Genomic DNA, 23,315 nt, shown 5'->3' on the forward strand with positions numbered 1-23,315 from the left:
CATTTCATCACCTATCTCATATTAAAGAACCCTTTTTATTACATATTGTAAGTTCTTGGAAATCAGGGGAATAGTATTGATAAGCTCTATCAGACTTTCGACAGATTTAATTGAAGAACGCGATAGAAATGACTATTGGCGCGAAGTAACGCTGCCTGCCTTTGAAACCGTTATAGATCCACGAGAGGCACCACAGACTCTTTACGGAGAAATTACGGCCAACCAGATTGGCGAATTAGTTATGGGCGAAACGAAATTCAACGCCCAAAAATATATACGTGACGAGCACTCCATCTCACGCTTTGGTCTCGACCATTATATGATTCAGGTTGTCACACAAGGAACGCAACGCGGCGACTTTAACGGAATATGCTCACAGGCTTTTGTAGGCGATATTCTCATTATGGACATGGCCTATAAGCTGACAACCGAAGTAACGCCGGGCAGCAGAATGACAATGGTGCTACCGCGCGCTCTGGTTCAACGCAGCGGTTTAAACGGCAATATTCACGGGCGCGTTCTGGGATCAGAAGACCCACTGACAGCGTTTCTGGTCAACTGCACACAAGGTTTTATGAAGGTCTCACCACACCTCAACACTGTACAAATTGAGGGCATTCAGAATTCTATTATAGATATGTTTGCAATGAGCCTGAACGGCAAAGAGTTTAACGCTGCTGAATCAACAACATTGAGCATTATAACGAAGCAGAGAATTTTGGATTACATCGATAGAAATATCGAAAATCTTTCGCTCTCCACAGGAAGCATCCTGAAACGCTTCAACATATCGCGCTCTCATCTGTATCGAATTTTCGCCGAAGAGGGAGGCATTGCGGCCATTATCAGAAATAAACGACTGACTCTCGCTTTCAGGCGCCTAAGAGCCTCGAATGGCAGACGTATTCACCTTGCTGAACTCGCCTATCAGTCAGGCTTTAGCGACTATAGCTCGTTCTCGAAGCTATTTCATGAAAAATATGGTGAAAAGCCGACAGATATTCGCAGTAAGATACAGCAAAGTGTTTATCAAGAAATAGGCTATGATGGCAAAATCATAACCTATTTCAAAAATCTGCACAAATTTCATTATGCTGAAGAGAGTGAAACCTCTTCGGAAGAAGGCCTTTGAGGTTAAAGCATTTCCAGCAAAAGCGGGAGCCGCTTTTCGGAATTCTCTCCTCCCCTCACCTGACGTTATTTCAAATAATGAATATGAGGCCGCGCACTGTGTGGAGATATTTCGACACGGGCATCAACGGAAAAAACTTGCTTGAGAAGATGCTGATTTATAACGTCTTCCGGTGAGCCGAAAGCCACGATCTTGCCTGCCTGCATAATCATCAGCTCATCACAGAACATAGCCGCATGATTGAGATCATGCAGTGCAATGATGCTGGTAATCGGCAGTTCTGAGACAAGCCGCAGCAAGGCCATTTGATGTTGAATATCAAGATGGTTGGTCGGCTCATCAAGGATCAGCTCTTTGGGTGTCTGTGCAAGCGCCCTTGCAATATGCGCGCGCTGCTTTTCACCACCCGACAGGCTTTGCCAGCTTTCGTTACGTTTGGCTTTCATGCCGGTGCGCTCAATCGCATACTCAACGGCCGCATCATCGCTACTCGCCCAGCCCGAAAACATGGACCTGTGAGGAAAGCGCCCAAGCTTGATAACGTCTAGGACCTTCAAATTGGCATTGGTGGTCGCATGCTGTTGGACAAAAGCAACGCGTTGAGCAACAGCACGGCGCGCTATTGTTGTAATATTCGTATTATCCAGCAAAACGCTGCCCGAATTTGGTCGCTTCAATCCAGCGATCAGCCGCAGAAGCGATGTTTTTCCAGAACCGTTTGGTCCGAGAAGACCGAGCATTTTGCCGGATTTCGCTTCAAAGGAAACATCATCCAGAATGGTCTTCTTACCAATTTTCCAGGTTAGGTTTTCTACCTTAATCGTCATGACGCGCGCTGAAACCGATAAAGAATGATGGAAAAGACCGGCACACCGACGAGTGCCGTCACAACGCCAATGGGCAAAACCTGCTGCGGTATGAGGGCACGCGAAGCAATATCAGCCAGAATCATGAAAATCGCGCCTATCACCGCACAGGCTGGCAGCAATCGTATATGCAGCGGCCCGACGATAAAACGTGCTGCATGCGGGACAACCAGTCCGACAAATCCGATTGAACCCACCATACTGACGATTGTGGCAGTCATCATTGCCGTCAGTGCAAAAAGAACAATGCGCGCGCGGCCGACATTGACCCCAAGTGAGGACGCGGCTTCATCACCAAAGGCAAATGCATCGAGAACATGGGCATAGAGCAGACAGGCCAACAGACCAAGCGTGATAATGATCGACACCAGCACAAATTCAGGCCAGCGCACACCACCAAAGCTACCGAGCAGCCAGAACATCACATCGCGCGCCTGCTGCGCATTTCCCGAGGTCGTGACAATATAAGAGGTTATGGCGTTGAAAAGCTGCGACGCGGCGACACCCGCAAGAATGGTTCTATCCGCACCACCCCTTGTGCCGTTGGACAAAAGGGCGACAAAGAAAAATGCTGCGAAGGCGCCAACAAAAGCACCCGCTGAGAGCGAGACCGCGCCCGCGCCAACACCTAAAATTACCACAACCACGGCACCGGTGGAGGCGCCAGCCGAAATACCAAGCACATAAGGCTCGGCCAGTGGATTGCGCAAAAGTGATTGCATGATCGCACCCGAGAGGGCGAGGCCCGCACCGCAGAAAGCTGCAACCAAAGCGCGGCTGAGACGATAGTCCCAGATCACCGTCTCATGAATGCGGCTAAGCTCGATGTTCGTCCATCCCAGACGATTGGTTATAGCCGCCAATGTGGTTGACAACGGGATTGGAAGATCTCCAATCCCGACGCTGATACCGACAACTGTTCCAATACAGGCAAGGGACGCCAACAGCAAAAGGCCGAAAGCCCCCCAGTGCCTCAGAGAATGGCTTGCGACATTCACTTTAGAATACCAAGTTCTTTCAACTGGCTTGCGACCTGTTCGGCACCGTAAATCGTGCGAATGGTCGGGTTCATCGCCTGGCCGTCCATGACAACAATGGCTTTGTTCTTCACTGCGGGCATTTGGCTGACAGCCGGATCGGTGTTGAGGAACTTAATCTTTGCTTCCGGCTTGTCGAGTTCCCACCGGTTGCGGTCAAGATTGGCAACAACGATAACATCCGGGTTGGCTGCAATGATGCTTTCCCAGCCAAGTGTTGGCCATTCAGCTTCTGCTTTGATGGCGTTTTCGCCACCCAGAACATCCGCGATAAAGGTCGAAGCACCATTTCCACCGCCCAGATAGGCATCAGCAGACGGTGACTGGCTGGAGAACCAGAACACATAGGAAAGCTTTTTATCGCCAGCGGGTACGCTCGCACGCAATGCCGCTTCACGCGCCTTGAAATCAGCAATCAGCGCCTGACCACGATCGGCCACATCGAAAATCTGAGAAAGCTCGTCAATTTCCTTATAAAGCAGATCCATGTTCCAGAGCTCGTCGCGGCTGCCATATTGGTCCTTGACCCGCGTTGTGCTCAGGCAGGTGCTGGGTGACAGATAGGCTGGAATATCAAGCTTATCAAAATCTTCGCGCTTGGCGACCTTGCTGCTTGGCCCGATCAAGGTCGGCAATGCAGCGGCTACGAAATCTGGGTTTTCTGCAAGAATCGATTCGAAGGTTGGAAACTCGACAGTCAGAAGCTTGACCTTGGCATTTGCTTCCTCGAGCTGCGGAAGAACTTTACTCGGCCAAAATGCTGTTCCGGCCATCTTATCTTCAAGGCCCAGAAGCAGCATGATTTCAGCACTGTTCTGTCCAAGACCAATTGCACGTTCCGGCGCTTTTTTGATGGTAATCTTTGCGCCGCAATTATCAATGGTCAGCGGATATTGTGTCGTTGCAGCACCAGCCGGGCTGATTTGCAGCGCCAAAATGGCAACTAGGCCAGAAGCGGAAAAGAAGGACTTCAATGAGAGCACGGAGAGAAACCTCTGGGTTGATCGATGGAGGCGATTAGAAAGGCCTGTTATATAATTCTCCCTATAATCCCTATGCCTGCTTAAAAACAAGATAGATAAAGTCATATTTTAAAGCATGATGCCTGTCGGATCGAAATAAGGACCGATAAGATTATGCATCAGGTAAAAGGGTTGAGAGCGCCGATTGTGGCATTTAAGTCGTGCATATGATCCGCAAAAAGCAATTTACAAACGACAATCGTTCACCATTCGTTTTTTTTTGCAACAGAACACATCATTTCCGGGGCTTTTTTTATAAATTCTATAACCCGTTGCCCGCTCGATGGCTTAAGGATAATTTGTAGCCATGACAGAAGCAGAAAACGGCATGGCCGAGACAGTTTTTTCCCGCATTCAGGCAAGCCGCACGGCAGATGATGTTGTGCATCAAATCGAGAGCCTGATTCTTGAAGGCGTACTTCGCGGTGGCGACCGGCTTCCGGGCGAGCGTGAGCTTGCGCGCCAGCTCGACATTTCGCGCCCTATTCTGCGCGATGCGCTCAAGCGCCTTGAAAATGCGGGGCTTCTGACATCACGGCACGGTGGCGGCACATTTGTGGCCGACGTTATCGGGGTGGTGTTCAGCGCCCCCGTTGCGAAACTTTTCGCTGAGCACCGTAAAGCGACAACCGACTATCTCGAATATCGCCGCGAGATCGAAAGCATTGCAGCCGAATATGCAGCCCTGCGCGCAACATCGGCAGACAAGGCCCTTCTCACCGAAATTCTGAGCGCAATGGAAGCCGCAAACACTGCAAAAGATCTCGAACAGAGCGCGCAGCTTGATGTCGAGTTTCACAATGCAATCGGCGAAGCGGCGCACAATATCGTGCTTCTTCACACATTGCGCTCTTGCTATCAGCTTCTGAAAGATGGCGTTTTTTACAATCGCGGTCTGATTTACAGCTATCCCGGCGTGGCCGACATGCTGCTGTCACAGCATCGCGCCATTTACGATGCCGTGATCGCAAGCAACCCGAAAGCCGCGCGCGATGCGGTTCAAAAACATATCCGCTTCGTCGAAGAGGCAACCAATGATCGCGAACTCAATGACGAGCGTGAGCGCGTGTCGCGATTGCGCTATCGTCAGCGGGCTGGAAAAGACGCGAAAGAAAGCAGCGATTTATGAGCGGCGTGACACTCCAAGATGCAAAAGGGCCGGAGGGTGTCCGGCTTTATGCAATCGGCGACATACATGGTCGGCTTGATCTTTTGCAGGACATGCATGGCCTTATCCGCGCCGATCTCGACCACCGTCCAACCCATGACTGGCGCATCGTTCATCTGGGCGACTACATCGACAGGGGGCCAGACTCCAAAGGCGTGCTGGATTTTCTCATCCATGCTTCAACGCATGATCCGCGCATTCTCTCTCTGATCGGAAATCATGATGATGGTTTCCTGCATTATCTTGCAACTGGCGACACGAACGGGATTTTTGCGCTTCATGGCGGCAGCGACACCGCTCGATCCTACGGCGTGGACGTCGACTACACGGACTCTGCGTCGGCTGCGGCAGGCTATAAGCAGCTTAGGGACAAAGTTCCCCAAGCCCATATCGACTATATCCGCTCAATGCCATCATCGGTGAGTTTCGGTGATTTCTTTTTCTGTCATGCGGGTGTGAACCCGGCGGTTTCGCTCGATGCTCAGGACCGAGATGATCTGATGTGGATCAGAACGGTGTTTCTGAAGTGGACCGATCCACTGGAAAAAGTCATCATCCACGGGCACACGCCGCAGAACGCTATCGACGTTCAGCCCAACCGGGTCAATCTCGATACCTATGCCTGGAAAAATGGAAAGCTTTCGGCCATCGTCATTGACGGCGTGGAAAAGCGTTTTCTGGAAACAACGGGTAATGATTAGAGCGCCGCGCTAATCCAATCAGATCGAAACGCGCTCTAACGCGCGCTGGAAATGCCGTAACCGTCCGTGGAGGTCATGCTATTACCGGCATCGACGGTAAAAATGCCAACTGCCATGAACACGATCGCAGAAACCATCAGAACGGTCAGAAGGGCGGCATGCTTAGCGGTCATGATCGAAAACTCTTTCGAGGGTTACCGGGGGATCTGGAAACCGAGTTTCGACAGGGCCAAAGCTTGCACCTTGACCGACCATTTGCCACCCGGAACGAGGCACCAGTTACACCTGAAAAAAGTTACCCGCAACTGAACACCGGAACTACAATTGTCTCTTTCCAATGGAAAAGTCCAAATGAATGGCCGCTGTGGCAAAGTCGCAACGCATTGATCACGTATGTCTCACAAACAGAAACCCGTCGTTAAAACAGACGTAAAAGCTAAAACTAAAGCGGTCGCGGTTTAGATCAAATCGATCCACGCCTTTGCCAGAGCAGCGCCGGCTTTATCCGCAGCAATGCCGGAGCGCTGTAAATTTGCAGGCAATTGCGCCGGCCACTCGGGCGCAAAGGCAGTTATTGAGTCGCCCAGCGATTCACTCCATTCAACGACGAGTTCACTATTCGCTTCAAAATGAAACTGTGTGCCATAGACAGCACGCCCAATCCGATAGGCCTGATGCACTGTCATATCGCTAACCGCCAAATGAATGGCGCCTTCGGGCAGCGAGAATGTATCGCGGTGCCAGTGAAAAATGGGAAAGGATAATCCAGCTTCCGCAAGCACTGGATCGCTTTTGCCATCGTCAGTCAGCCGGACCTCATGCCAACCAAATTCCATAGGGCGATCCAGAATGTTCTCGCCACCATAGGCCCGTGCGACAAGCTGGCTGCCAAGGCAGATACCAAGCACAGCCTTATCTTTATCGCCAAAGGCACGAATGAGATTGAGCAAATGAGGGAAATACGGACATGCGCCGTCAGCAAGTGCGTTCTGCTCGCCGCCGAGCACGATCATCGCCTGATATTCGCTGTCATCGCGTGGCAGGGCCTCCCCCTGATAGGCGTGGCGCAGATCAATCAAGAACCCCGCCTCGATCAATAGAGGCTCAATCTGGCCAAGACCTGAATCAAGATAATTCTGAATGACCAATACGCTCATTGCCAAGCTCCGCTGCCAATCTTACAAGTCAGTTGCTAACATGAAAAAAGCCCGGACAACAGCCGGGCTTTCTTTCTCGCAATAGGCGTTTTCAGTTAATTACCGAAACGCTGACCGTGCGGCCCGCAACCAGATGAACGTTCTGCGGCACATCCTCAATCTTCACCCGCACGGGCACGCGCTGCGCCAGACGAACCCAGTTGAATGTCGGCGAAACATTGGCAAGCAAACTTGTGGAATCGGTACGCTCACGATCTTCGATACCGCCAGCAATGCCTTCAACCCTGCCCTTAAGCTGCACTTGGCTACCCATCACATCAATCACAACCGGGTCCCCAACCTTGATACGCTCAAGCTTGTTTTCTTCAAAATAACCCGACACATAATATGAGTCCGTGTCGACCAGTGCTGTGACGGCGGAACCGGTGGTGACGTAATCACCCGGCTGGAGCGAAAAATTGGTGATCACGCCATTCACCGGTGCCCGGACAGACGACCGTTCCAGATTGAGAGAAGCAAGATCCCGATCAAGCTCGGCCTGACGATAAGCGGCTTCGGCCTGCTGTGTCGCCGTCTCGATCTGCTCCATCTTTTGCTGCGTGACGGTGGTGTCGTTAAGCTTGCTATACCGGGTGAGATCCCGATTGGCCATATCAAGCGCTGCCTTGCTGCTGGCAAGCTTTGCGTCTGCCAATTGCAGCGCCAGCTTGTAGCGAGCCTGATCAATACGGAAAATCACATCACCCTTTTTGACGTTCTGATTGTCATGCACCAGAACTTCGCTCACAAGACCTGCAACATCGGGCGCAATGCGCACAACATCGGCGCGAATTTTACCGTCGCGGGTCCATGGTGCATTCATGTAATAATCCCAAAGATGCCAGCCAAGCAGCCCTGCTATTGTGACCATGACGAGGGTAAGAAAGACCCGACCGGAATGTGCAAAAAGCTGTTTCATAGCGGTATTCCATTCAGAACAACGGCGCTCACGCCGAGAATGCAGAAGTACATGGCGGCATCAAACAGGGGCCTGTGCCACACAAAACGATAGAAGCGGACGCGCGCCAGCAAGCGCTGCATCAGCGAATTGGCAAAATAGGCGCCCAGTGCCAGAACCGCGAGGCTCGGCAGATAGATGCCATAGATGTCGAATTCCGGTCTCATGACTCTAAAATTTCCATTCTCTGAACATGTCTCATGCAGCATCCGGCAGTTCCAGTTGCGGCTGTGGTGGCAACTGGAAAGGTGGTGCCTTGGGAAAGAGGTTGAAGCGCAGGGCGACCAGCGCCAGACGTGGCCGTTTGGCGATTGCAGGCGATCCATGATCGATGATCACGGCGATAGCGTCGTCGATAGCCGCAAGAAGCCGCTCGTCAATATCGAGACGCGTTTCAGCTTTCCTGTTGCGCAGAAGCGCGCGATAGTGAGCACCGACGCCGTCGAGCACCCTGTCGACCGCTTCACGGCAAGCTTCTGGCATCTTCGCCCGATATTGCTGAAGATCGATCGTATTCATGCCGTTACGCAGATCGCGCAGCAGATCGACCTTGGCAATGTCGGCTGACGGGATCAGTGCAAGCCTTGGCGTCATCATGCCGATGCGATCAATCATTCTGAGCAGCAAGCCGTTCATGCGCTGACGGCGATGGCGACCCGGCTTACGTTCAGTTGCAAGAACAAGATCATTCCAGCCTGCCTTGACGAGGCGCTGCACTGTCCATTCAGCCCCCACCGAACGAACAATTGAGGTAACGACCGCTGCAATGACAATACCAACGACCGTTGCCAGGTTTGCGTTGGCAAAGCTCACGAAATCATGCGTGAGACGGCCTTGCAGCATCAGCAGCATCGGCAGATTTATGCACAGCACCATGCCGAGCATGAATTGCGACGGTATTGCCAGAAGCAATCCGGCAGGGATCAGAAATAGGCCCAGCACGAGCATAAGCGGCAAGAAACTATCGACCAATGGCAGCAGCGCGAACTCAAAAACAAAGGCCGCAACAATTACGATCATCAACAATTGGCCAAACTTGCGCATAACCGGGACCGGATCATCCATCGCTGCAAAAATACAGCAGAAGATACCCGCCATCATCGCAGCCGCACTGCCCTGCGACCAACCCGTTGCAATCCAAAATGCGGTTGCAACACAGGTCGAGACGAAAGCACCAAAGCCCGAAAGAAAGGCTATCCCATAATCTCTGTGCTGCGGGCGGGTTTTCAGATGTGCATCATAACGACGCCACCGAAGCGCATGTCGGGAACCGGAAAAAATATCCTGACGCAGTGTAATACAGTCGCTCCATATCTGAACCAGATCTCTCACGCGTGCTGCAACATTAAATGGCAAGAGCTCATTCCATGTGCAGGCGTCCTTACCAAAGCGTTCAATTTCATCGATATAGCCCAACAAAACCGCACGGCGCTGCTCGGTTAAATTCTCTCCGCTTTCAATCCAGCTGCAGGTTTCATCGAGCAATTTCTGCACTGCCGGATGCCAAGGCTTTTGTCCTTCACCAGGCTTGAAAAGCAGCACATCGTGCAGGCTCGAAATGATCGGCAGAACGGCGACCATACGCTGCTGCAGCACATGCAGAAGCCTTGCAACATCGCGGATAGACGATGTGTCATAAGCCACATGCGTGGTCAGATTGCGCAGCTCCAAAGCATCTGCCGCCAACCGCTGACGGTCACGAAGAAATTCGGGACTATCGCCATTGCCCCGCAACGCTGCAACGGCAAGCTTCGAACCATCGCGCAGCCAGTTATCAATACGCGCAACAAGAACCGGGCCGCTATGACGTGGAAACACCAGACGATTGACCACCGCAGCGCATATGATGCCGATGGCAATTTCTTCAACACGGCCCACCGCATAATTGAAAGTGGTTTCAGGGGCCGATACGACGGCAAAGCTTGCAATGGCGACGGTATACCCCGCCAGCATAAACAGATAGCTGCGCGGCGTGCCGTCAAGCAGGCTGATTGCCAGACAAAGCCCCATCCAAAGACCGATGGCTAAAGTGAGGAGTTCTGGAGAGTTGACCAGATGCGGGACAAACAGGATGGTAACCGCACCACCGATGATCGTGCCGATCAGGCGATAAAAGCCCTTGGATGTCGTTGCACCTGAAAGCGGATGCGCAACAATATAGACAGCAGCCACCGACCAATAAGGATTTGGCAAATCGGCCAGCAGCGCAATCCACAGCGCGAGCATGGCCGCAGCAAAGGTCTTCAGCGAGAAGACAACGTCCCAAAATCGTGGCAATGTTTCAGCGGGCTTGATCATCAGTTTTACAAATGCTTGTTCATTAAGTTTGCTCAGGATGGCTGGCTCTGGAATTTATCGTGAAGCTTGCGCAGCACATCCAACGCAACATCCACGGCATCGGGGTCGAGATCACCAAGAAATGCCGTGCGCAATCTCGTTGCCGCTTTTTCAACCTTTGCAGCAAGTGCTCGGCCTTCATCCGTCAACTCAATGAGCTTGACGCGGCGGTCATTCTCATCGGCAATACGACGGATCAGATTTTCTTTTTCCAACTCATCGACAACACGAACGATTGTGGCGCCTTCAATGCCGACACGCTCGGCAAGCACGCCTTGCGGAACGCAATCGCCATGGCGCAGGAGCGTCATAAGCGGGATGGCTTTTGCATCCGACAGACCGTGCTCTGACATCGCCCCGTCAAAAGCTTTTCGCCATGCGCGCGCATTTGCTGACAGCAACGGTGCGAATTCGACCCAGGCCTGTTTCATAACTTACATTCCATTCAAATCGATAGGTTCATATCTATATGGATGCAATCTTATTCAATTCCAATGGTTTTTTGTTAGGATCAACTCATTGTGTACGCAACTGTTGCCCGTGCTGTGCGGCAACCAAATCGCTTGACCATTGCCCCTGCCCTCTGTCATCGATGCGATCATGCGCGCGAATTATAAAATGCAAAGACTTTATCTCGAAGCCAGCCTTGGCGATGGTGCTCACGTGGAAGCTCCAACGCAGGCCGCCCATTATCTGACTCATGTTTTGCGATTAAAGGACGGCGACGAAATTCTCGCCTTTAACGGGCAGGACGGCGAGTGGAAAATGCGCCTACGCCCAGAAGGCAAGAAGCGGTTATTTCTTGAAGCGGTCGAGCAGACTCGCCCACAGCCCGCGCCTTGTGACCTCGTCTATTGTTTCGCACCGCTGAAACAAGGGCGGCTCGACTATATGGTGCAGAAGGCCGTGGAGATGGGAGCAGGCGTTTTGCGGCCTGTGATTACACAGCATACGCAGGTGCCTAAGCTGGGCACGGACCGCATCAGGGCCAATGCCATTGAGGCTGCCGAACAGTGCGGCGTTCTCGCGATACCCGAATGCCGCGATGCGATCCGCTTTGACCGCTTTCTTGAGCAGTGGGATGCATCGCGCCGGCTTATTTTTTGCGATGAAGGCTATGAAACGGACGACCCTCTGACCATTCTAAGCAGTCTTGAGCCAGCCGCCTATGCCGTGCTGATCGGGCCTGAAGGGGGATTTTCGGAAAGTGAACGTCAGCAATTGCGCAGCCTGCCTTTTGTGACAGCGATACCATTGGGACCGCGCATTTTGCGTGCCGATACAGCGGCTGTCGCAGCGCTTACCCTTGTGCAGGCAGTGCTGGGTGACTGGAAAACATGAATATGAATGCAAGAAAATCCAATCATCAATGAAATTGACTTGCGCGATTTGACAAATTTGTCCAATCACGCTGACAAAGAAAAATTCGTCTAGGGATAATATGAATGGCGCGCGACACGACCGATGAAACAGCACTAACCGGTGTTGAAGAACTCGCAGCCTATCTTGCTGAGGGAGCCAAGCCCAAGGATGCATGGCGCATCGGCACCGAGCACGAGAAATTTCCTTTCTACGTCGCGAACAACAGCCCCGTTCCTTATGAAGGGCCAAGTGGCATTAAAGCCATTCTCGAAGGCATGAAAGCCAAGCTTGGCTGGGAGCCGATTATCGACGAAGGCAATATTATCGGTCTCGTTGAGCCAACGGGACAGGGTGCTATTTCGCTCGAACCGGGTGGCCAATTTGAACTGTCTGGCGCGCCGCTTTCCTCTATCCACCAGACGTGCCGTGAAGTGAACGCTCATCTTTCGCAGGTGCGCGAGATTGCGGAACCACTTGGCATTCGATTCCTTGGCCTCGGTGGTAGCCCAAAATGGACATTGGCCGAAACGCCTGTCATGCCAAAGTCACGTTATAACATCATGACCAACTACATGCCGAAGGTAGGCCATGAAGGGCTGGACATGATGTATCGCACGTCGACCATTCAGGTGAATCTCGATTTCAGTTCCGAGTCCGACATGCGTCGCAAGATGCAGGTTTCGATGAAGCTCCAGTCGATTGCAACGGCCCTGTTTGCAAGCTCGCCCTTCACGGAAGGCAAGCCAAATGGCCTTCTGTCGTGGCGTTCCAACATCTGGCGCGATACCGACAATCAGCGCTCGGGCGTGTTGCCGTTTGTCTTCTCCCAAAACTTCGGTTTCATCGACTATGTCGAATGGGCGCTCGATATCCCGATGTATTTTATCCTGCGTGATGGCCATTATCACGACTGCACGCACGTCACCTTCCGCCAGTTCATGAATGGTGCATTAAAGGGTGAAGTCAGCGATCCAGTGCCAAATATGGGCGACTGGACCAACCATCTCTCGACCCTGTTCCCGGAAGTGCGTCTGAAGCGCTTCCTCGAAATGCGCGGAGCCGATGGTGGCCCATGGCGCCGTATCTGCGCCCTGCCCGCTTATTGGGTTGGTCTGCTTTATGATGAGGAAGCGCTCAGTGCCGCAGAAGATTTGACCAAAGACTGGACCTATGAAGAGGTGCTGGCGCTGCGCAATGATGTACCTGCAAAGGCGCTCAATGCTTCGTTCCGCGGCAAGCCTGTTGCGCAGATTGCACGCAAGACGCTGGAAATCTCGCGCCTCGGCCTGCTCAACCGCAAGCAGCTTAATGGCGATGGCTTTGATGAGACGCATTTCCTCGCACCACTCGAAGAAATCGTTGCCGCAGGCATCACCGATGCGGAGCGGATGCTCAAAGCCTATAACAGTGTCTGGGCAGGATCGGTCGAGCCGATCTTCCTCGAATACGCTTATTAAACGCTAAAGACGCTCGCGCTTATCTTCGACCGTAGCCAGCGGTGCGCCGGGTCACTTTCCCGGCGCTTATGCCATATCTGCACAAACGGTATCGGTGGCAACGCCACGGGCACAGGCAGGACGGCCAGATTGCTATCCTTCGGAAGATTCTTCAACCCGCCACGCGCAATGGTCAAAATTAGGTCTGTACCGGAAATCAGCTGTGGCGCAACGCCCCAATGCGGAACAACCACTGCGACATGCCGCGTATATCCGGCACTTTTCAAGCTTTCCTCAATTTCCGTCGGCGCATCACCGCGCACCGCAACAAGCGCATGCGGTCGCTCCAAATATGTTTCAACATCCAATACCCGCCCCTCGATGCTTCGGCGGTCAAGCAAACAGACATATTCGTCCTGCATGATGACATCTGCCGCAATCTGAGCCGGCAAATGTGGGAACACACCGAACCCCAGATCAATCTCACCATCCAGAATGCGCGCGACCATGCTTTCACGGCTAAACTGGCTGACCACCAGATCAACCCCCGATGCTGTCCGGCGTAAATCCCTCACCAGTTCAGGCAGCAAAATGCTACCGCCATAATCGGACATGGCTAGATGAAAACGATGCTGCGTGGTTATAGGATCAAAACCCTGCGGACCAAGAACACTGCGTATCCCTGACAGAACCTGCGCGAGCGGCTTCGTTATCTCCATTGCCTTGATGGTCGGAGCAAAACCTGCCCCCTGGCGAATGAGAAGCGGATCATCGAACAGCTCTCGCAAACGGGCCAGCGCATGGCTGACGGCTGGCTGACTCATATTCAACCGTACCGCTGCGCGCGAGACATGGCGCTCTGTCAGAAGTGCATCCAGAACCACAAGCAGGTTCAAATCGACACCGCGCAGATTATTCATCTTGTGCATAATAAACTCTGCAATCTGAATTTCAAATTCAGTTCGTTTATATCTAGATTTGAGCCAGATGAATACAGAAAAGGCTATCTTCATGCAGGCTCAGGGATCACTCACATTTTTAATCGCCGCCCTTATCGCAGGTGCGGTTGTACCGTTTCAGGCAGGTGCCAACGCAGCTTTGGGACGTGCGCTCGGTCATCCGCTTTGGGCAACGATTGTTTCATTGATTGTCAGCATCATCTGTGTGTTGCCCGTCTTACTGGCGATGAAAGTGTCACTCCCCACTTTCAGTGGTCTTGTAGGACAACCGAAGTGGATATGGATCGGCGGCATTGCCGGTGTGCTCTACATTACCGCCGCCATTCTATTTGCCCCAAAACTTGGTGCAGCCGGTTTCATGACTGCAGTTATCGCCGGACAACTCATCGCCTCTGTGCTGATCGATTATTTCGGCATCATGGGATTTGTATCAAGAGAAATCACGCCATCCCGTCTGATCGGCGTCCTGCTCGTCGCCATTGGTGTCATCGTCATGCAGGCGCCATCCCTATGGCGCGGAATGCAGGCACTGGCCGCATCCGGACAGAACTAAAACCAAAGGAACGCAAATGAATACTCAATCCACCCAACAATCACTCACTCTTGGCGAAGGGGCTACCCCTGTTCAAGTTCGCTTTGCCCGGCCAACGGATAAATTTAATGAAGTCATCGCTTTCTATCGTGATGGCCTTGGGCTGCCGCAACTTGGTGCCTTTGAAGCCCACGACGGATATAACGGTATCATGCTGGGCCTGCCCGGAAAGAGTGTACATCTTGAATTCACAGAACATGAAGCAGGCAGTCCTTGCCGGGCTCCGTCGGAAGATAATCTGCTGGTGATCTATATAACCGACGAGGCGGCTTATGACCGTTTGAACAAACGGATGCAGGGCGGAGGCTATGCGCCTGTGGAGCCAGAAAATCCTTACTGGCTCAACCGCAGTTTCACCTATGAAGATCCCGATGGCTGGCGTGTGGTCGTCTGTAAGGAAACAGGTATTTAAAGCGCATTCCGAAAACCGCTTCGCACTTTTCGGAATGCGCTAGCCTCACTTCAAATAAGCAAAAGGCGCGGAAGTCCGCGCCTTTTGCTCGTTAAGCCGAAACCTGCGTTCCCTTACTCGGATCAGGAATGACCACAATCGTACTGCCATCGCGCACATTGTTATAGAGATCGATGACATCCTGATTGAGCAAGCGGATACAGCCAGACGACACTGCCTTACCAATGCTCCATTCTTCAGGCGATCCATGAATACGATAGATCGTGTCACGTCCGTCTTTATGAATATAGAGAGCGCGTGCGCCGAGCGGATTTTTCAAACCGGGCGGCATACCACCATTGGCGATGCTGTAAGGTTCCAGCGCAGGCTGGCGCGCTACCATTTCATCCGGTGGTGTCCAGCGCGGCCACTGCCGCTTATAAGCGATAATCGCACGGCCAGCCCATGAAAACCCATCACGTCCAACGCCTATGCCATAGCGCATCGCACGGCCATTGCTGCGCACATGATAAAGATATTTGTTGGGCGTATCGACGATAACGGTGCCAACCTTTTCAGTGGTCGGATAATCGACTTCCTGCCGCCAGAATTTCGGATCGACTTTGGCAACATTCACCGCAGGGATTGGAAACTGCTCATAGGGCATCGCTTCATACATGGGCGGCACAGCGCGTATCGGAGCAGGTTCAGGTTTGACCTGGCTTGCCTGCTGCGCGGTCGAAACACAGCCCGATAATGCAACAGCACTCGCACCGATGAGAAACGCGCGGCGGCTCGTCACTATACGGCCATGGGGAAAGTTACGCGACATTCAAAAACTCTTTCGCTTCATCCAATTAAGCCATTTGGCTCGCTAAACGAACGAAAGAGAAAACCAAACTTAAGTCAGCCTTAAGAGTGCTCATTTATCTGCAACCTCAGCGAAATTGCGCTCTATGTGTTGCTAAAAGAGCGTGCCCTGCCCGCCAGAACCAGACGAAGACGTTTTTCGCGCCGCGCCTTTCGGTGATGGTATCTCAGGGCCATGTCCCGCTGTTGCACAGACATCGCCATCACGGAAGCGGATCGACAAAGCATCCCCTTCCGAAATACTTGCCGCTTGTTTGACCGGCTTGCCATCCGCATCAAAAACAACCGCAAAACCGCGATCCAGAACGCTTTCATAAGAGAGTGTCCGCATCAGGCGTTCCAGTTCCTGCCCACGGCGTTTTGTGCGCTCAATCAACAGGCTGATCGCCTGATCTCGACGGCGATCAAGCTGCTCGACAGTGTTTTTTGCAAGCGTTGCGCGGCGCAACAGCGGCGCCGGCGTCAGTCTTTCGGCACGCCGCGCAAAAGCAACACGTCTTTCGCGCAGGAAGACTTCCAACGCACGCGGCAAGCGCTGGGCAAGCAATTTCAAATGACGCTTTTGCTCATCAAACCCGCGTTGCAGCAAACGTGGCGACAACTGACGCGCACGGCCCTCGAACTGAACGCGTTTCTGTTGCGTGTTCACAAAAAGCCCGCGTGTCAGACGTGACGCCGCCTCATCAAACCGCCGCCGCGGCAAGGCCAGCAACTGATCGGCAGATGGCAGCGCGCGACCGGCCGCACGATAGGCCTGACGCTTCAGGTCAATGAAACGCGACATGGCCGACGCCAGCCGCGCAGACTGTGTTGCAACTGTTGCAACCAGATCGGCTTTGACCGGCACTGCCATTTCAGCAGCGCCTGTCGGCGTTGGCGCACGCACATCAGCAGCCAGATCGATCAGCGTCCAGTCCGTTTCATGGCCAACGGCCGAAATTACAGGAATATGCGATGCGGCAACTGCGCGAACGACGATTTCATCATTGAAGCCCCAGAGGTCTTCAAGACTGCCGCCGCCACGCGCCACAATCAGAACATCAGGGCGCACAATCGCGCCATCTTCGGTCAGTGCATTGAAACCTTCCACCGCTGCGGCCACTTCCGCGCCACTGGTTTCACCCTGCACGCGCACAGGCCAGACAATCACATGCAGTGGATAACGATCCGAAATGCGGTGAATAATATCGCGGATAACCGCACCTGTTGGCGATGTGACAACACCAATCACCCGCGGCATGAATGGAAGAAGCTGCTTTGCTGCGGGATCAAACAGGCCTTCCGCAGCCAGCCTGCGCTTGCGTTCTTCAAGCAGCGCCATCAGCGCGCCTGCACCCGCCGGTTCCATCTGCTCAATGACAATCTGATATTTAGAAGAACCAGGATAGGTCGTCAGTTTACCCGTAGCAATGACTTCCATCCCCTCTTCGGGGCGGAAGCGCAAACGGCCCATGGACCCGCGCCAGATCACAGCCTCAAGCCGCGCGCGATCATCTTTAAGTGCAAAATATGCGTGTCCTGACGAATGCGGTCCACGATAGCCGGAAATTTCGCCGCGCACGCGCACATGCGAAAACGTATCCTCGACCGTGCGCTTCAAAGCGCCGGAAATCTCGGAAACGCTATATTCCGCTACATTGGAGGCGGTGCCACCCGGTATCGAATCTGAACCCATACTCATTCTGCAATAGGTAACAGCGGACGTGCATTGGTCAACGGGGCAAGACGCCACCCCGTCATCTTATGCACCATCACCAACCCGGCAATAATTCATTGCTGCGCACACGGCGTGTCCGGACAGAAGGAAAGGATGCTATTTCTGCAGACGCCATCGCAACCGGCGCAGGCGATGAAATATTATCAAGGCTTTCAATGATATGCTGCGCCAGTGCATCCACAATCGCATTTTGTTTGGTATGACCACGCATAATGCCAATACCAAATTCGGGCAGCGCACCAAAACCGTCCGCTTCACCCAGAACACGCATGCCCGGGCGCAGTGCACATTCCGGCAAAACCGAAACCGCCAGGCCTGATAAAACCGCCGCAGCCAGAACTGTTGCAGACCAGCTTGTGATAATAATCCGATAATCGCGCTCTGCCTGCTCTAGAAGACTGATTGCCGCATGACGCCAGATACATGTTGGGCGCCCCACAGCCAGTGGAAGCATCGCTTCTTCGTGAACGGCATGATTGGCCGACGCTACCCATAAAAGCGGTTCTGTTCGCACAACTTCAGAGCGGCGCTTGTCATCACACTGCGTCACAAGCGCAATATCCAGCGTTCCCCGGCGGATCATCTCATCGAGATTAACGGTCGGCTCACAAACCACCGAAAGCTCGACACGTGGATTTGAACGCGCAAAGCGCGCCATGATTTCGGGCAAAAACCGATCAGCATAATCATCCGGCGTCCCGATACGCACATGGCCTTCGAGTTGCGTATCGTCAAAAGCTGCAATGGTTTCGCCATTGAGCAACAACATCCGGCGCGCATAGATCAGCAATCGCTCGCCATCTTCAGTCAGCCTGTTAATGCGGCCATCCCGCTCAAAAAGCGGTTTTCCAATGCGCTCCTCAAGACGGCGCATCTGCATGGAAACAGCCGATTGCGTTTTGAAGACAGCATCTGCTGCCTTGGTAAAACTGCCTGTGTCGGCAATGGCAATGAAGGTCTGTAACTGGTCCAGATCCAAAGGCGCACTCATCAGAACCATCCATCATAATTATTGAACTGTTACATTAAAAACATTCGTTGGAATAATCAATTGGCTTGTTGGATAAAGCCGACGTCGCAGAGAATGGAGACGCGAAAGCGAATGACCTGACGATACCAACATTTTAAAGACGCGCGCTTAAAGGAGAGCGGCAATGACAGCGATCAGCAAGACCACGATGACACAGTTACCGGCAACGAGTGCAAACGCCTCCGCGCTCAAGCAAATGGTAAAGTCCGTGTTTGTGTCGGTTCTGCGTCGCTGGACGCTTTTCCGAAATCGGCGCCATGTCATGCGCCTCAACGAACTCGATAATTATCTGCTCAAGGATATCGGGCTTCAGAGCGGAGACATTTATACAGTGATTCATACGCGCAGCGCAGAAGATCCGACGCGCGTTCTGTCCAAGCTTGCAGATGCGCGCTTACGCGTGGAGGCAACCCGCCATATCTGCTGAATGAACATCTGGCAGGCGCCACCTTCACAGCCGGGTCCCCTCTCGGCCAGCCTGCCCCTTTGCCCGGCTTGCATCTTTGCTGCCGGGCTTTTTTTATTACCATCCGTTTCAGCTACCGATGCAATACCAAGGCCTCCCCGGAGCAACAAAGAAATAACTGAATTTACCACATTTTTTTAAAAGAAGGGCTTGCACTCATCGTTTGAGTTCGCTAGATGGAGGCCGTCGACAAACAAAGCTTCACGCTTCTGTCGAAAGTGCTGTTCAGATCAGTAAGACTGACAAGCAAACCCTGCTGGGGAATAGGTTAACGGTAGACCCACGGACTCTGACTCCGTTAGTCCTGGTTCGAATCCAGGTTCCCCAGCCACTTGATTTCATTACATAATTTGCCTTATTAGATTAGACCTGCATAGAGCGGTTTACACCTCAGTTTACAGACTTGTGCTTGTTTTCAAGTTTCCGAATGGCAGATTCAGCAAGTTTAGGATCGCGATTTAGATAGTGTGCATCAAGGATTGATCGCACATCACGCAGACTGTGACCTGTAATGGTTGCAATCTCCGCTTCCGTACATTCAGCCAAAGCCAGACGCGTCACTGCAGTCCCGCGAAGGTCGTTGAAAGTTAAGCCGGATACACCAGATTTGATTCTTGCCTTACGCCAAGACGTTCTAAATCCGTCACTCGTCCACGCCTCCCCGTCCAGATTTTTCAATATGGTGCCTGTGCGATTCTCGATTGCATCAAGCATCATCTTCAGGGGTGCCCCAACAGGGATGACCACTCGTGCGCCAGTTTTAGACTGCTTCAGTCTAATTTTGGCCCCGTCATAAGCAGGCCATTCCAGGCGCAGCAAATCACCTTGACGCTGCCCGGTCCATAGTGCCAGTTGCAGTGCAAGATGAAGGTGTGCAGGTGCCAAAGCCATGAAGGCGCTTTCATCATCACTTGCCCAAACATTCTCGGATCGATTTCCACGATAGACTCGACCGCCCTTTTCACATGGATTGGCAGGCACCTTCCCCAATGGCAGCGCCCACGACAGGATTCGGGCGAGTACCTGCCATGCATAATCTGCCTGCCGGCGCGATTTCTTGGCCAACTCGTCTCGCCATTTCATGAAGACGGCTTTGGTGCGGATGTCAGCCAGCCCGTTAATGGGAAAACTGCCGAACTTTTTCTCAATGACTTTGATCTGTTTGATGTAGTCTTGCTGTGTGCGCGGAGCAAGATCAGCCCATATAGTCGTGTCTTGGAATTCATTCAGAACAGATTGAAGCATTGTAGAATCTGGCTTTTTCTTAGCCGAAACCAATTCGTAATAAGACTGAGTGAATTCATCGCTGCCAAGCTGTCCTTTGATGCGCGGGCCATTACGCCATGCATAATAGTAATAAGCCGTCGTACCGTCGGAAAGCTTCTTCTTTACCCGATGAATTCCTTTCATATTAATTCGCATTTTCTGTGAGCCATTTATCAAGCGCGTTTGCGGGCGTAGGCTTCTCTTCGCCAGCCAATACGATAATCTTGCCGCTTTGATCCACCTCTGCGCGTGTAACTTTTAATCCGGCAGCTATAGCGCCCTTTATTGCACGCGTTACGTCCGCTTGTTTGAATGCAACCGGCCTTTTCATAATTTACCTCACACCCGCATGGGCATCAGCACGAACAAAGGCTTCTCGCCAGCGGCTGGTGCGTCTTTGGTTGAAATTTTACAGGGTGATCCGGGCTGTTCGAGTTCGAACGTCAGTTCCTTGGCGTCGATTGCTTCCATTATGTCGAGGCAATACCGACCATTAAAGCCGATCTCGAGTTCATCAGGTGCGCCGGTGGATATATTGATGCTGTCCTGCGCAGTGCCGTTATCCGGATTGTTTGTTTCCAGCCGTAATTCACCTGACGAGAAATTGAACTTCACGGCGCGCCCCCGCTCTGATGAAAGGGTCATCACGCGCCCAAGCGCAGCTGATAGCGCTTCCCGTTCAACGGTGTATGCCTTATCGTTGTTGGTAGGAATGACGCGGATATAGTCCGGATAGTTCCCATCAATCAGTTTGGAAGTAAGCAAAACGCCATCGGGCAGTTCAAAACGGATTTTGCTTGCGGACAGACTGACAGCTACGTCACCCTCAGCGCCCACAAGGTGTCTCAGCAAGCCGACAGTTGCCCGTGGAATGATGATGCCGGGCATCTCATCGCTGCCATCCGGTGGGGCAAGCTTTACCAGTGCTAAGCGATGGCCATCGGTTGCGACAAACGCCAGATGATCATCTGTCCGGTGAAGAAAAATCCCATTCAGATAATAGCGGGTGTCCTCTGTAGAAATAGCAAAGGCGACCTTTGACATTGCATCGATTAAATCTGCGCCTTTAAGCGCAAAGTGATGGCTAAATTCGCCTGATGACATTTCGGGAAAGTCAGACGCCGGTAGCACCTGCAGACGGAATTTTGAACGGGCGGATGAAACACTTACGTGCGCATCATCACCGTCAAATTTCACATTTGCACCATCCGCAAATTTGTTGACCGCATCGTGCAACAGAGCGGACGGCATCGTAAATGGCGTGATTACACCAATGCCGGGAGCTTCAGCCGTCGCACGCACTTCAAGGTCAAGATTTGTGCCGGTTACACACAGGCGATCATTGTCGGCGCTGATCAGAAGATTGCCAAGGATGGGAATGGTGTTGCGTTTTTCTACGGCGCGATTGACCGCTTTCAAGGCGGGGAGCAATGCTCCCCGCGCAATTACAAAACTGGTCGCCGACATCAGTTAACCTCCGGCTTGCCAGCAAAGGAAGGTAATTCCGTGGCTTTCACAATATCGGTCACCGATTGCAGCAAATGCTCAGTTATGACCTGATCTGGACGATAGATTTCATATTTCCACTGCACAGAACCGCCTGACACGCGATAACGCAAACGAGCAGGAATACGGATCTTCTCTCCCATGAAGAAAGGTGGGATTGAGAGAATGAACATGCCGGGAATCGTGATCGGCTTTCCGTCAGAGCCAACATGCTGTTCTTCCCATTGCAGCTGGCGCTCACCAGATTGAAGGGTGTGATTGACCTTTACTTTGGATTCGACATTGACCTGCATCTTGCGCGAAAGCTCGATAAGCTGTGAGGGTGTGGCTACTGTGCTGGAAAAGTCGCGCTCGAAATTGACGCGTTCAATATCGGTTGGGGATGATAGATCAGGGATGCGATCTTCGAGGAAGTAAGCAAACTTTTCCTGATCCATGAATGTATCATGGTTCTTGATCCAGATGTTCCATTCCTCAGAGAGCGGGAAATCATAATGAATACGGTGCGTGCAAAAATCAGCAATGCCGCCATTCGTCTTCTCGTGATAATCGATAACAGTCGTCATGGACGGCTTGCGCCAATCCAGATCGGCAAAGATTGCAGAGTTGCCAGTCTTGTGACGGTTCGTCAGATCAATGAGAGTTTCCAAGGTCTGGACCTGTGCGGTCCCTTCCTTGCGCTCTGGATGCAAACGAAACTCTTCCAGCAGGCCAGAAACACTGCGGACTTCCGGCTTTAAGCCTTTTGCGATGATAACCGGAACCTCGGTGGGAAGCCCGATTAGCTGGCTGTTGGATTTTACGACCGCGATTTCAACAGCATTTGCCTGGCTTCCTAACTCTGCCGCTGCTGCAATATCACAAGAAGCCCTGTGATGGATGGCGTTGTTTGTGGTCTCGGACATGATGATTCCTAAATAATTGGGTTAAGCGGTGAAAGCTTCGGGCGTGCTACGGGTGGCTTCTCGCGGTCCACCGAACATGTCGATTTGCTTGGGGTGTTGTGTCGAAAGGCTGCCGTCATCGAGCATCCAGAAATGCGATGAGCCGTGAACGGGCTTGGGGCGCTTTGAAGCAATCTCGGCTTCGATGGTAACTGTCCCGTCCACCACTTCGATATTCAGCTTGAGGGTAACTGACCCCTTGGCTTTTACCTTCGGGCGGTCGCCTGTGTGTTCTTTCAAGGCGAGGAAAGTTTCCAGCAATTCCTTTGACATGCGAGGGACAACCTCGCCGTTTTCAAGAATGCTGATGATGGTGTTAGAGTCACGTATGCGTTGCATGGCTTCCTCTGCTGCTGTTT

At 52.4% G+C, this 23,315-nt stretch carries 26 protein-coding genes and 1 tRNA gene; 9 read left to right on the forward strand and 18 right to left on the reverse strand.

Annotated elements, in window-relative coordinates; genetic code table 11:
- Positions 1-76 precede the first annotated feature (76 nt).
- Positions 77-1,132, forward strand: a complete 1,056-nt coding sequence (locus ABE530_RS16320) for a helix-turn-helix domain-containing protein (protein ID WP_499695203.1) — start codon at positions 77-79, stop codon at positions 1,130-1,132.
- Between the two features lie 65 nt (positions 1,133-1,197).
- Here ABE530_RS16320 and ABE530_RS16325 read toward each other — a convergent pair whose 3' ends face one another.
- From ABE530_RS16325 to ABE530_RS16335, 3 genes are read right to left on the reverse strand one after another with little or no spacing between them, the layout of a single operon-like run.
- A complete protein-coding gene (locus tag ABE530_RS16325; RefSeq protein WP_265984996.1) occupies positions 1,198-1,959 on the reverse strand; it encodes an ABC transporter ATP-binding protein in 762 nt (253 codons plus the stop codon).
- Positions 1,956-2,996, reverse strand: a complete 1,041-nt coding sequence (locus tag ABE530_RS16330) for a FecCD family ABC transporter permease (protein WP_396996730.1) — start codon at positions 2,994-2,996, stop codon at positions 1,956-1,958. Before ABE530_RS16330 ends, ABE530_RS16325 begins: the two co-directional genes overlap by 4 nt.
- Entirely contained in the window at positions 2,993-4,018 is a 1,026-nt protein-coding gene (locus ABE530_RS16335) for an ABC transporter substrate-binding protein (RefSeq protein WP_265984994.1), read from the reverse strand. Before ABE530_RS16335 ends, ABE530_RS16330 begins: the two co-directional genes overlap by 4 nt.
- Positions 4,019-4,385: 367 nt before the next feature.
- On the opposite strand from ABE530_RS16335, the gene ABE530_RS16340 reads away from it, so the two are divergent.
- Both ABE530_RS16340 and ABE530_RS16345 read left to right on the forward strand, forming a co-directional pair.
- Positions 4,386-5,186, forward strand: a complete 801-nt coding sequence (locus ABE530_RS16340; RefSeq protein ID WP_499695232.1) for an FCD domain-containing protein — start codon at positions 4,386-4,388, stop codon at positions 5,184-5,186.
- Entirely contained in the window at positions 5,183-5,926 is a 744-nt protein-coding gene (locus ABE530_RS16345) for a metallophosphoesterase (protein WP_499695204.1), read from the forward strand. Before ABE530_RS16340 ends, ABE530_RS16345 begins: the two co-directional genes overlap by 4 nt.
- A gap of 35 nt (positions 5,927-5,961) precedes the next feature.
- On the opposite strand, the gene ABE530_RS16350 is transcribed toward ABE530_RS16345, so the two are convergent.
- The 6 genes from ABE530_RS16350 to ABE530_RS16375 all read right to left on the reverse strand — a co-directional run bounded on the left by ABE530_RS16350 (position 5,962) and on the right by ABE530_RS16375 (position 10,848).
- The gene (locus ABE530_RS16350; RefSeq protein ID WP_250043203.1) at positions 5,962-6,099 is read right to left on the reverse strand and encodes a hypothetical protein; all 138 of its coding nucleotides are present in this window, start codon (positions 6,097-6,099) and stop codon (positions 5,962-5,964) included.
- Between the two features lie 285 nt (positions 6,100-6,384).
- Positions 6,385-7,083 (reverse strand): type 1 glutamine amidotransferase, encoded by a 699-nt coding sequence (locus ABE530_RS16355; RefSeq protein ID WP_499695205.1) that lies wholly within the window; start codon positions 7,081-7,083, stop codon positions 6,385-6,387.
- A gap of 91 nt (positions 7,084-7,174) precedes the next feature.
- Positions 7,175-8,041: an efflux RND transporter periplasmic adaptor subunit gene (locus ABE530_RS16360; protein ID WP_499695206.1), complete on the reverse strand. Its 867-nt coding sequence runs from the start codon at positions 8,039-8,041 to the stop codon at positions 7,175-7,177.
- Positions 8,038-8,247, reverse strand: a complete 210-nt coding sequence (locus tag ABE530_RS16365) for a DUF1656 domain-containing protein (RefSeq protein WP_265986096.1) — start codon at positions 8,245-8,247, stop codon at positions 8,038-8,040. The genes ABE530_RS16360 and ABE530_RS16365 overlap by 4 nt, the downstream gene beginning before the upstream one ends.
- Positions 8,248-8,278: 31 nt before the next feature.
- Positions 8,279-10,378, reverse strand: a complete 2,100-nt coding sequence (locus ABE530_RS16370; RefSeq protein WP_265986095.1) for an FUSC family protein — start codon at positions 10,376-10,378, stop codon at positions 8,279-8,281.
- Positions 10,379-10,410: 32 nt separating this feature from the next.
- Positions 10,411-10,848, reverse strand: coding sequence for a MarR family winged helix-turn-helix transcriptional regulator (locus ABE530_RS16375; protein WP_265986094.1), 438 nt, complete (start codon positions 10,846-10,848; stop codon positions 10,411-10,413).
- Positions 10,849-11,017: 169 nt separating this feature from the next.
- Between ABE530_RS16375 and ABE530_RS16380 the strand changes: the two genes are divergently transcribed.
- Together ABE530_RS16380 and ABE530_RS16385 are read left to right on the forward strand one after the other, a co-directional pair.
- Entirely contained in the window at positions 11,018-11,758 is a 741-nt protein-coding gene (locus tag ABE530_RS16380; protein ID WP_499695207.1) for a 16S rRNA (uracil(1498)-N(3))-methyltransferase, read from the forward strand.
- Positions 11,759-11,862: 104 nt separating this feature from the next.
- A complete protein-coding gene (locus ABE530_RS16385) occupies positions 11,863-13,236 on the forward strand; it encodes a glutamate--cysteine ligase (RefSeq protein ID WP_499695208.1) in 1,374 nt (457 codons plus the stop codon).
- On the opposite strand, the gene ABE530_RS16390 is transcribed toward ABE530_RS16385, so the two are convergent.
- Entirely contained in the window at positions 13,233-14,144 is a 912-nt protein-coding gene (locus tag ABE530_RS16390) for a LysR family transcriptional regulator (RefSeq protein WP_499695209.1), read from the reverse strand. The genes ABE530_RS16385 and ABE530_RS16390 overlap by 4 nt on opposite strands.
- A gap of 58 nt (positions 14,145-14,202) precedes the next feature.
- On the opposite strand from ABE530_RS16390, the gene ABE530_RS16395 reads away from it, so the two are divergent.
- Both ABE530_RS16395 and ABE530_RS16400 read left to right on the forward strand, forming a co-directional pair.
- Entirely contained in the window at positions 14,203-14,727 is a 525-nt protein-coding gene (locus ABE530_RS16395) for a DMT family transporter (protein ID WP_499695210.1), read from the forward strand.
- Positions 14,728-14,743: 16 nt separating this feature from the next.
- Complete coding sequence (locus tag ABE530_RS16400) at positions 14,744-15,178, forward strand: VOC family protein (RefSeq protein ID WP_265986089.1); 435 nt, start codon at positions 14,744-14,746, stop codon at positions 15,176-15,178.
- Positions 15,179-15,269: 91 nt separating this feature from the next.
- On the opposite strand, the gene ABE530_RS16405 is transcribed toward ABE530_RS16400, so the two are convergent.
- The 3 genes from ABE530_RS16405 to ABE530_RS16415 form a co-directional block, all read right to left on the reverse strand.
- Positions 15,270-15,989 carry a L,D-transpeptidase gene (locus ABE530_RS16405; RefSeq protein WP_265986088.1) on the reverse strand — a complete coding sequence of 240 codons (720 nt, stop codon included), beginning with the start codon at positions 15,987-15,989 and terminating at the stop codon, positions 15,270-15,272.
- A 132-nt stretch (positions 15,990-16,121) separates the two neighbouring features.
- Positions 16,122-17,702 (reverse strand): exodeoxyribonuclease VII large subunit, encoded by a 1,581-nt coding sequence (gene xseA / locus ABE530_RS16410; protein ID WP_499695211.1) that lies wholly within the window; start codon positions 17,700-17,702, stop codon positions 16,122-16,124.
- 76 nt (positions 17,703-17,778) lie between these two features.
- Positions 17,779-18,735 (reverse strand): LysR substrate-binding domain-containing protein, encoded by a 957-nt coding sequence (locus ABE530_RS16415; RefSeq protein ID WP_265986086.1) that lies wholly within the window; start codon positions 18,733-18,735, stop codon positions 17,779-17,781.
- A 163-nt stretch (positions 18,736-18,898) separates the two neighbouring features.
- Between ABE530_RS16415 and ABE530_RS16420 the strand changes: the two genes are divergently transcribed.
- Positions 18,899-19,201, forward strand: a complete 303-nt coding sequence (locus tag ABE530_RS16420; protein ID WP_499695212.1) for a YjiS-like domain-containing protein — start codon at positions 18,899-18,901, stop codon at positions 19,199-19,201.
- A gap of 296 nt (positions 19,202-19,497) precedes the next feature.
- Positions 19,498-19,571, forward strand: a tRNA-Gln gene (locus ABE530_RS16425).
- A 59-nt stretch (positions 19,572-19,630) separates the two neighbouring features.
- On the opposite strand, the gene ABE530_RS16430 is transcribed toward ABE530_RS16425, so the two are convergent.
- The 5 genes from ABE530_RS16430 to ABE530_RS16450 are packed head-to-tail and all read right to left on the reverse strand — an operon-like array spanning position 19,631 to position 23,295.
- Positions 19,631-20,650, reverse strand: a complete 1,020-nt coding sequence (locus ABE530_RS16430) for a site-specific integrase (protein WP_499695213.1) — start codon at positions 20,648-20,650, stop codon at positions 19,631-19,633.
- Position 20,651: 1 nt separating this feature from the next.
- Positions 20,652-20,837 (reverse strand): hypothetical protein, encoded by a 186-nt coding sequence (locus tag ABE530_RS16435; RefSeq protein WP_499695214.1) that lies wholly within the window; start codon positions 20,835-20,837, stop codon positions 20,652-20,654.
- A gap of 8 nt (positions 20,838-20,845) precedes the next feature.
- Positions 20,846-21,973 carry a DNA polymerase III subunit beta gene (gene dnaN, locus ABE530_RS16440; RefSeq protein WP_499695215.1) on the reverse strand — a complete coding sequence of 376 codons (1,128 nt, stop codon included), beginning with the start codon at positions 21,971-21,973 and terminating at the stop codon, positions 20,846-20,848.
- Positions 21,973-22,917, reverse strand: coding sequence for a DUF2303 family protein (locus ABE530_RS16445; protein WP_499695216.1), 945 nt, complete (start codon positions 22,915-22,917; stop codon positions 21,973-21,975). The genes dnaN and ABE530_RS16445 overlap by 1 nt, the downstream gene beginning before the upstream one ends.
- Positions 22,918-22,938: 21 nt before the next feature.
- Complete coding sequence (locus ABE530_RS16450) at positions 22,939-23,295, reverse strand: YfdP family phage-associated protein (protein WP_499695217.1); 357 nt, start codon at positions 23,293-23,295, stop codon at positions 22,939-22,941.
- Positions 23,296-23,315: the final 20 nt, after the last annotated feature.

It is taken from the genome of Brucella sp. TWI559 (assembly GCF_039674265.1).
GTDB lineage: Bacteria > Pseudomonadota > Alphaproteobacteria > Rhizobiales > Rhizobiaceae > Brucella > Brucella chromiisoli.